Annotated in this window: 8 protein-coding genes; 1 reads left to right on the top strand and 7 read right to left on the bottom strand. The window is 60.1% G+C overall.

The window, feature by feature from the left end:
* The 7 genes from hrpB to H4Q31_RS21145 form a co-directional block, all read right to left on the bottom strand.
* Window positions 1–1,158 (bottom strand): ATP-dependent helicase HrpB (hrpB, locus tag H4Q31_RS21175; protein WP_185181058.1); only part of this gene is annotated, 1,158 nt, incomplete at its 3' end.
* Between the two features lie 358 nt (window positions 1,159–1,516).
* Window positions 1,517–1,837, bottom strand: coding sequence for a hypothetical protein (locus H4Q31_RS21170; protein ID WP_185181055.1), 321 nt, complete (start codon window positions 1,835–1,837; stop codon window positions 1,517–1,519).
* A gap of 18 nt (window positions 1,838–1,855) precedes the next feature.
* The gene (locus H4Q31_RS21720) at window positions 1,856–2,287 is read right to left on the bottom strand and encodes a hypothetical protein (RefSeq protein ID WP_245347503.1); all 432 of its coding nucleotides are present in this window, start codon (window positions 2,285–2,287) and stop codon (window positions 1,856–1,858) included.
* 332 nt (window positions 2,288–2,619) lie between these two features.
* Window positions 2,620–3,669, bottom strand: a complete 1,050-nt coding sequence (locus tag H4Q31_RS21160) for a galactose ABC transporter substrate-binding protein (RefSeq protein WP_185181054.1) — start codon at window positions 3,667–3,669, stop codon at window positions 2,620–2,622.
* A gap of 47 nt (window positions 3,670–3,716) precedes the next feature.
* Window positions 3,717–4,715 (bottom strand): substrate-binding domain-containing protein, encoded by a 999-nt coding sequence (locus tag H4Q31_RS21155; protein ID WP_185181053.1) that lies wholly within the window; start codon window positions 4,713–4,715, stop codon window positions 3,717–3,719.
* Window positions 4,705–6,459: a cache domain-containing sensor histidine kinase gene (locus H4Q31_RS21150; protein WP_185181056.1), complete on the bottom strand. Its 1,755-nt coding sequence runs from the start codon at window positions 6,457–6,459 to the stop codon at window positions 4,705–4,707. Before H4Q31_RS21150 ends, H4Q31_RS21155 begins: the two co-directional genes overlap by 11 nt.
* An 11-nt stretch (window positions 6,460–6,470) precedes the next feature.
* Complete coding sequence (locus H4Q31_RS21145) at window positions 6,471–8,087, bottom strand: response regulator (RefSeq protein WP_185181052.1); 1,617 nt, start codon at window positions 8,085–8,087, stop codon at window positions 6,471–6,473.
* A gap of 423 nt (window positions 8,088–8,510) precedes the next feature.
* Between H4Q31_RS21145 and H4Q31_RS21140 the strand changes: the two genes are divergently transcribed.
* Window positions 8,511–9,464: a D-2-hydroxyacid dehydrogenase gene (locus H4Q31_RS21140; protein ID WP_185181051.1), complete on the top strand. Its 954-nt coding sequence runs from the start codon at window positions 8,511–8,513 to the stop codon at window positions 9,462–9,464.
* Window positions 9,465–9,612: the final 148 nt, after the last annotated feature.

Raw genomic sequence — 9,612 nt, 5'->3', positions numbered from 1 at the left:
CGCCGAGGCCGGCGGCGGGTCGAGCCACGCCAGCTCGGCGGGATCGGCCGCGCCCCAGGCGGCCAGCTCCAGCGCGAGCGGCGCGAGGTCCGCCTCGCGGATCTCGGGCGTGTTCGCCGTCGCGAGGCGGCGATGCTCTTCTTCCGTCCACAGGCGGTAGCAGACGCCAGGGGCTACCCGTCCCGCGCGCCCGCGCCGCTGGTCGGCGGACGGCTGCGTCACGGGCACCGTCTCCAGCCGCGTCATGCCGGTGCGCGGTGAGAAACGCGGCACCCGCATAAGTCCGCTATCCACGACGATGCGCACCCCTTCCACGGTCAGGCTCGACTCCGCCACCGCCGTGGACAGCACAACCTTGCGCCGCCCGGCGGGGCTTGGCGCCAGCGCGCGGTCCTGCGCCTCCGCCGGCAAGCTGCCATGCAGCGTCGCCACATCGACCGGGCGGCCTTCAAGCGCCGCCCTAAGACGCGCCTCGACGCGGCGAATCTCACCGGCGCCGGGCAAGAACACAAGCGCGTCGCCCTCGCCATGCTCGGCGAGCGCGGCCAATACGGTCTGCGCGACAGCCGCTTCGACCGCCGATGCCTCGACGCGCCGCTCCGCGTACCGCGTCTCGACGGGGAACATCCGCCCCGCACTCGCCACGACCGGCGCGCCGCCGAGCAGCTCCGCGACCGGCTCCGCCTCGAGCGTCGCGGACATGACCGCGAGCCGCAGGTCCTCGCGGAAGAGCGCCCGCGCTTGCAAGCACAGCGCGAGTCCGAGGTCGGCTTGCAGGCTGCGCTCATGGTACTCGTCGAAGATGACGAGTCCCGCCTCCTCGAGCGAAGGGTCGGCCTGCAGCATCCGCGTCAGGACGCCTTCGGTCACAACCTCGATGCGCGTCCTCGGGCCGACCCGCGTGTCCATCCGCACGCGATAACCGACCGTCTCACCGGGCTTCTCGTCCAACGTTCGCGCCATATAGGCCGCCGCGTTCCGGGCAGCGAGCCGCCGCGGCTCCAGCATAATGATCTTGCGCCCGGCCAGCCATGGCTCGCCTAGCAGCGCCAGCGGCACGCGCGTCGTCTTGCCCGCGCCGGGCTCGGCGACGAGCACCGCCTGTTTATGTTCTCGAAGCGCCGCTTTCAGCTGCGGCAGCGCTTCGTCAATGGGCATCAGAGACTGGAACAATCCGTCAACCTCTCCTTGCTGCGATAGATTCGATTCCTCCATTATACTCCGAACGCACCGCCTCGGACGAGCCGATTGCGCTATAGCTAACGGACCATTGGAAGGGTGGATCAAGACCAAATGTATACGAAAAATCGAACACATTTGGTCCCACAAACAGAAAAAGGACGATTATATATGAAAAATCATATACAATCATCCCTCTCGATACGGAACCGGCGAATTATATTCGAAATTTCATACACAATGATGTTTCACGCGGCAAATCCGTCCTATTGTATTCGAAATTTCATATATAATTGTTCCATTCCCATTTGCTCCGGCGATTGCCGCACCGCCTTAGTCAAAGAACGCCTATCGCCGCTCCCGCCAACAAGCTGTCGCGGTGGATGTAGGTCGGATACGCCTTGTTCCCCTTCTTCGGATAAGCCGCGTACAGATAGCCGCCTTCCGTTAAACAGCTGCGATCGATCACCTCACGCACGACCGTTTGCATCGATTCCAAATCGAGCGCATAGGCAAAAATCAGGTCGTAGCTCCCGTCCTTCAATTCGGTATCATAGGCAGCCAGCCCCGCCAAGCGATCGTCATGCTCCGGTTGCTGCAGAACGGCGATCCTGTTGAATTGGTGCAAATTTAATTTTTCGACGATCGATTTGGACATGACTGATGCCTCCCGCTGCTAATCTTCTCTATATTTATCCTTCAGGATGCCGGAGCCGATTCCGGCTGCGATCATCAGAGCTAAAGGGCCAATATTCCAGATGAGCTTCCCGCCGATCAACGTAATATCAAGCGGAGTGATGCGATTCAGCAGGAGAGTGCCGAGCTTGATCAGCAGCAGAACAACGCCAATTAGAAACAACACATCAAATAGAGCTTTTAATTTCGGATAAGCCAGCTTCTTGCCGTCCTGGATCACCTTCTTCGTCAACTCCTCCGCCGTTGATACTGCCATTATTGGATAAATCCCGCGGGAAAGTAAAGAACGCATGGGTTGCACGGCTCCGCAACCTCCGGTTGCGACGGCGGCAAGGCGGCCGATCACCCGGCCGCCTTGCTGCCGGTCCCCGCTCGCAGCCCGCTCTCCCGATGTCTCGACGGCGGCGCTCATCCGGCGCATTCGCGCCTCATGCAGCTTTATGCCATAGCGGAAGCTGGTTCCTCTATCTCGCCGTACCCGCCTGCTCGTAGACGCAATAAAGGAACGCCGTTCCGTTATCCGCGGCATTCATCCGAGTCATCAGCTTAAAAAGCGGAAATAACGGAACGCCGTTCCGTTATCTCGCGGGGATCGTGCTTCAGCTCACCGGTAGCGGAACCGCGTTCCGTTATCGGCAAGCAACCGTTCGTCTTGGCCAATCTCAGTTGAAATCTAAGTTTTAAATCTCAACTGAATCTCAGATGAATCTCTGCAGGATATCCCCCGCTCTTCCTTGCCTTCCCTTATCTCGCATCCTGCACGTTGCTCTTCGTTATCTTCTTGTACGGAATCCAGACGTACTTGCCGTCGGTGATGTCATACCCTGTGTTCTCTTTGGAAGGCGTCCCGCCTCTCGCCAGCACATTCGCCAGACTGAGCGTCGCTTCGCCTTGGGCCTTGGCGTCGTTGATGACTGTCCCGAGCAGCGTTCCCTCCGCGAGAGCCTCCAGCGCGGGAGCGGTGGCATCTACGCCTACGACCGGCATGTATTTGTTGTATTTGAAGTAGCCTTCATCCTTCAAAGCGTCGATCGCGCCAAGCGCCATGTCGTCGTTGTTCGCGAGCACCGCCTCGATCTTGTCGCCGTGCGCGGAGTAGAATGCCGCCATCTTGGCCCGCGCCTTCTCCCGATCGAACATGCCGGTGTCTTCGGCCAGCTTCTCTACTTGCAGCCCGGCGTCCTCCAGCGCCTGGACCGAGAACTTCGTGCGAAGCTCCGCGTCCTGGTGGCCCGGTTCGCCCTTCAGCATGACGTACTGGATGACGCCGTCCTTGTTCTTATCCGCTTCCGGGTGAGACTTCCAATAATCGGCGAGCAGTTCGCCCTCCATCGTGCCCGATTGCTCGGCCTTGGCGCCGACATAGTAGATTCGATCCCACTTGCGCATATCGTCTGCCGGGGGCTCGCGGTTCATGAAGACGACCGGTACCTTCGCTGCTTTCGCTTTGTCGATAATGACGCCGGCCGCCGTACGGTCCACCGGATTGATCGCCATAGCGGCGTATTGCTTGGAGATGAAGCCGTCCACGATATCATTCTGCTTCGGCTGCGAATTCTTGCTGTCGACGATATCGACGTTAACCAAGCCCTCCGCGGCTTCGCTGATCGCTTCCCGTTCAGCGGTCATGAAGGTGTCCGCGAATCGGAAGATCGCCACGCCGATCGTCGGTTCTCCGGGAATAAGCTCGGCCGGCGGATCCCCTGCGCCCGCCCGGTCGCAAGCCGCCAGCGATGCGGCGGCGGGCAGAACGCCTGCCAACAGAAGCGCGATCCGCCTCTTGGTCTTCTTCATTTCCGCGAGCCCCCTTTTTTTTCCTATAGATACGTGTCTTATTCAGCCTATTGAACGAATGGGAACAGCAGCTTCTGATTGTCGGACCAGAACATGCTCTCCGAGTCGATGATCTTCGTCTCGGTCACGATTCGCTTCTCCACCTTCTCGCCTTCCATGGCGGACAGGGCCGTCTTCACGCTTAAGTAGCCCATCGCGAACGGATTCTGCACGAGCGTCGCCTGAATGACGCCTTCCTGCAGCCATTCCAGCTCCTCCTGCGAATTCTCGAAGGCGACCAGCTTCACTTCGCCGGACAAGCCCTGCCGCTGAATCTCCTTGGCGGCTCCGACCGAAGCGGCGGCGCTCAGCGTGATCAGGCCGTCAACCGGCTCCGAGCCGCTTAGCGCCTCCCGGGTTCGATCGCTGCACGTCTCGATGTCCGAACCGCAATACACCGTCTCCGCGACTTCCATCTCCGGGGTGCCGCTCCACTCATCCCGGATTCCTCGCTCCCGCTGCAGGACGTTCCGCACGCCCTGATAGGAAGTCAGAATGATGAAGCGGCCGCGATCGCCAGCCAGCTCCTTCATCTTGCCGGCAGCCTCGCGTCCAGCCTCGTAGTTGTCGATGCCGATCAAGCTGCTCACGCTGTCCGAGTTGACCTCGGAATCAACGCCGATGACCGGGACACCCTTGCGGCTGGCGGCATCGACGTACGGAGCCAGTTGATCGTAATCGTTCGCCGACAAGATAAGCGCGTCCATGCCGTAGGCAAGGTATTGCCTGACGAGCTCTTGCTGGCCTCTCACCTCATCTTCGCTCTCGGGACCGTCGAACGTCAGCTTAACGCCGAATTCCTTCGCGGCCGCTTCCGCCCCCATGGCGAGCGTGTTCCAGTAGTCCCCGTTCTTGCTCTTCACGATCAAGACGATTTGCTTCTGGGAGCCGGAGGCTTGCTGAATCTCCACTTGCCGCGAACAGCCGCCAAGCGCGAGCATAAGCGCCAGCGCGGCCATCAGCATCAGAACCGGAAGGCCGCGCCTATACCACAGGTTACGAGACATGAGGATCATCCTCCTTCACGCAAGGGAGCCAGATCGTCACGGTCGTCCCTTCCTCCTGCTCGCTCTCGATGTGCAGACCGTACTCGGTGCCGAAGTAGAGACAAATACGCTCATGCACGTTGCGAAGGCCGATCCCCGCCTGCTCGCCTTCGCCGAGGCTTGAAGTCTCCAGCAGAAGCCGGGCCGCCTTCTCGGCGCTCATGCCGACGCCGTTATCGGCCACCTGCAGACGCAGCTTCCCGTCCGCGAGCTCCGCGCGAATGACGATCCGACCCGCATCGACTGACGGCTCGATGCCGTGGTAGATCGCATTTTCGACAATGGGCTGCAAGATCAACTTGGGCGACTGAAGTCCTTCCAGCCCTTCCGAAGAGAAGATCTCGAACTCGAATTTGTTCTTGTACCGAAGCTTCTGAATGATCAAGTAGTTGCGAATATGCTCGAGTTCGTCCGCCAGCGGAATGATCGGCTTGCCCTTCGACAGGCTGATTCGGAAGAACTTCGACAGCGACGTAATCATCGTGATCACTTCGTCGTTCTTGCCGGTGCCGGCCAAGCGAACGACGGAGTTGAGCGTATTGTACAGAAAATGCGGGTGAATCTGCGACTGCAGCACTTCGAGCTCGGACCGGCGCTTCGATTCCTGCTGGGCGATGATCTGCCCCATCAGCTCCCGGATCCGGTTCACCATCAGGTTGAACCGCCGCGACAGCCGGCCGACCTCATCGTCTCGCCGAATCGGGATCGTGATGTTGAAGTTACCGCGCTCGACGAGCTGCATCGACTTCTCCAGCCGCTTGATCGGCTGGGAGATCTTCGCTGACATATATAGCGTGATCGCCAAGACGAACAGCAGCACGGCGGCGAGCAGCCATAGCAGGAAGCTCCCGATCTCCCGCTTCGTGGCGCCGATCTCGTCCATGAAGGAGACGCCGACGATCTTCCACCCGACGTTCGAGACGGTCTGAATGGTGATCAAGCGCTCCACGCCGGTCGAATTGTCAATGTAGCTGCCGTACGTGTACTTCAGCGCCTGCTCGACGTTCTCGTATTTGATGCCGGCATAGATAAGCTGCTGCTGCGGGTGGTAGATGATATTGCCGGCGGATTCATCGATGATGTAGGCGTAGCCCTTCTGCCCGAGCTTGACGCTGCTGGTCAAGTCGTCGATCAGCTTGAAGTTGACGTCGACGAGCAGCACGGCATCCTGTTCCTCGCCATTCACCTGCAGCTTGATCCCTTTGCTCATGGACACGACCCACTTGTACTGTCCCTGGAACAGATTCTGCACGTGCGGCAGCGAGAAGCTTAGATGGTTCGGATTCTCAACTGCGGAGCGGAACCAGCTCTGCGACGTCAGGTTCGTATTGGAGCGCATCGGGACGGAAGGAAGAGCCGTCAATTCATGTCCGGATCGATCGAACAGCGCGATCGTCACCAGATCTTCCCGTGTCCGGAAGATCGTGTCCAGCTCGCCGGCCATCCGCTCTCCCGCATAATCTCCGCCTTCCTTCACCGTATTCTCGACTTGCGCGAAGAAGATCGTCATGCTGCGAATGTAATACTCGAGATTTTTGGCTACTTGGTAGATGGTCTGCTCATTGCTCTGGGATGTGTTCTTCTCCGCAGTGCGGGTGAACTTGTCATAGAGGATGTAGCTGACGGCCAGAACGACAGCAATCGTCATCGCAGTGAAGGAGACGGCGATCAAGAACTGGATGCTCTTGAAGCGGTAATGCTTCATGCGAAAGCCGATCACGGCAGCTCTCCCCTCGCGCGGCTGCGGTAGTCTTTCGGCGATAGGCCGACGTATTTCTTGAAGCTGAAGCTGAAGTAGTTGGGATCGGCGTAGCCGACTCGCTGCGCGATCTCGAACGCCTTCAGATCGGTGGCGGCGAGCAGCTCCTTGGCCTCTTCCATGCGAATCTGCAGCAGGTAGCCGACATAGGTGAGCTTCGTATCTCTCTTGAAAATGCTGCTGAAATAGCCCGCGCTAATATGCAGATGCTCGCAAACCTGAGAGATGGACAGCTCGCTGTCGGCGTAATGCGCTCGCGTGTAGGCCTTCGCCTCATCGACCAGGCTTCGATACGTCGTCTGGCGGTCAGCCGCGATACGGCTCATCATCTTCGCGCAGATGTCCATGACCCATTGCTTCGCTTCCGACAGGTGATGGAGAGCGGCAAGCTGGCTCAGCAGGTTCGTGTTGCCGCCGAACAGCTCATGCAAGTCCTTGCTCGTATCCTGTGCCGCCTTCATCAGCGTCGTCACGATCTGCAGCAGGAACAATTGAACGCCCTGCACGGACGTTCCTCCCTCGCTATTCACGAGCTCCGCGAACTGCTTGTCGACGATCTCCGTCAGCTCTTGAGCGGTGCCGACCTTGAGGCAGCGGATCAACGCCTGCTCCTGCAGCTCGTCGTATCGAATCGGTGAAGCTTCCCGAGCCTCGACGTCCCGGATCGGGATGAGCCGGTTGTGGCCGAGCACCATCCGGTAATCGAGCGCGGCGACGGCGTCGGCATAGGCATAATGCGCGGCGCGCAGCGAATCGATGGTTGTCCCGATGCCGATCGTCACGGTGAACTTCAAATATCTCTCGACGCTCTGGCGCACCTCTTCGAGGACGGCCATGGCGCGGTTCTCCAGCTTGGACGGCAGGTCGCTGCGATCCGCGGATGCGAGCAGGACAACGAAGCCGGCATGCTGGATCACATATCCGCATGAATGGCGCTGCGCGATCTCCTCCGCGATATTGCGCACCGCGAAGCTTCGCAGCCCGATGTCCTCGGCATCTGCCGGAAGGTCGAGCTGTATGACCGCGACGAGATGCCGGCAATTCTGTAAGGGAAGATCGTAACCGGCCAGTTTATCGTTGATCTCCCGCTCCGGCAGCGCGCGGGTCATGAGCGAGCCGAGGAACAGCTCTCTCAGGAGAGGCAGGCTGCGGCGATAGTGCTCCTTCAGGCTGTCCATGTCCTCTCTGAGGGCAGCCTCCCTATCGAGTTCCTCTTTTACCTTATTAAGCGCTTGCAATAATTCTTGGGAAGAGAATGGCTTGATGACGAATTCCTCGATTCCGAGCTGAATGGACTTGCGGGCATATTCGAATTCGTCGTAGCCGGTCAGGATGATGATCTTCGTTCCCGGCAGCATCCGGCGCACATGCTCCGCCAGTTCGAGGCCGTCCATGAACGGCATCCGAATGTCGGTGACGAGCACGTCCGGCTGCCAGCGCTCCGCCATCTCGAGCGCCTCGCGACCGTTCTCCGCGCGGTCCACCACTTCGAAGCCGCATTGCTGCCAGTCAATCTCGTGAAGGACGCCTTCCCGAACGTCGACTTCGTCGTCAGCTAGAATCAATCTGTACATGCCGCGTTCACACTCCCTGCCCCAACAATTCTACCTCCGGAGGGAAGATTCCTTCTTTGTCCCTATAGTAAGTCGGATATTGATGAATGGAGGCGGAATGCGGCGGGCGAGTGCGTGGAGACATGAGGGAAGCGCGAATAAGAGGGTTCTGGAGTACGGAATGACGTGTGATAAGTGGCAAGTGAGGGAGTGCTGGCGGCGGAGGGGTGAGTTCAATGTATGCGGAGGTGCGCGGCGGCAGAGTGGCAGGGTGGCGGGAGTGAGAGGCATGCGGGGCGACAACAAACGACGCCGGGATAAAAACAACAGTGTGCCATGAACTAAGCGCATGCAGCTCAGTTCGGCGACGCGTTACAGGAATGTCTTGGGAAAATGCGGGCGGCAAGCTACAATAATAGCATATATACAGGAGGAGGGAACGCCATGCCAACGTTGATCAGCATGTTCGGATTTACGCCAGAGCAGGAGAGGGCGATCGCCGAGGCTGCGCCGGGGTGGAAGGCCGTCTTTGCGAAGCCGAAGGAGCTCAGCGCGGAGACGCTGCGCGAAGCGGAGGTCATCTGCGGCTGGCACGATGCCGTATGGGAGCAGCTCTCGCAAGGGCCATCCGCGCTTCGGTGGGTGCAAACCGGGTCGGCCGGCGTCGACAATCTGCCGCTAAGCGAATTGGAGAAGCGAGGCGTCGTCGTCACGACCGCCAGCGGCGTCCATCCCGTGCCGATGGCGGAGACCGCATTCGCGATGCTGCTCTCATTCACGCGGAAGCTGCATCTGTCGGTCCGCAAGCAGCTCGAGCACAAGTGGGAGAAGTTCGAGACCTACGGCGAGCTGCACGGGAGTACGATGGGCATCATCGGCGCGGGCCAGATCGGCGCGGAGGTGGCGCGGCTGGCGCAGGCGTTCGGCATGCGGACGCTTGGCGTCCGACGGTCAGGGAAGCGAGCGGCGCACTTCGATAAGATTGTAACGTTCGAGCGGCTGGATGAAGTGCTTGCGGAGAGCGATGTCGTCGTGAACATCGTGCCTGCGACGGAGGAGACGAACCGCTTGTTCGACTCGGCGCGGTTCGAGCGCATGAAGGCCGGCGCGATCTTCGTCAACATCGGCAGGGGAAGCTCCGTCGATACCGACGCGATGGTGGAGGCGCTGCGCAGCGGCCATCTTGGCGGCGCGGGGCTCGACGTATTCGATCCGGAGCCGCTGCCGGAGGATCATCCGCTGTGGGAGATGGACAACGTGATCATCACGCCGCATATCGGCGGATTGACCGAGCAATACAAGCAGCGGCTGGCGGATATATTCGTCGACAACCTGCGCGCCTACTTGGCGACGGGAACGCCCGGGCGGAACGTCGTGGACTACCGGGTGAAGTATTAACCCGGCCCAGACCGGTTACAGCGCTTCGCGCGCGAGTTTGCGCCTCTGTAACCCGGCCCAGACCGGTTACAGCGCTCCGCGCGCGAGTTTGCGCCTCTGTAACCCGGCCCAGGCCGGTTACAGCGCTTCGCGCGCGGACTTGCGCCTC

Source organism: Cohnella lubricantis (assembly GCF_014212015.1).
Taxonomy (GTDB): Bacteria; Bacillota; Bacilli; order Paenibacillales; family Paenibacillaceae; genus Cohnella; species Cohnella lubricantis.
Note: the sequence above shows the minus strand (reverse complement) of the source record. Positions and strands in the feature narration are given on the sequence as shown.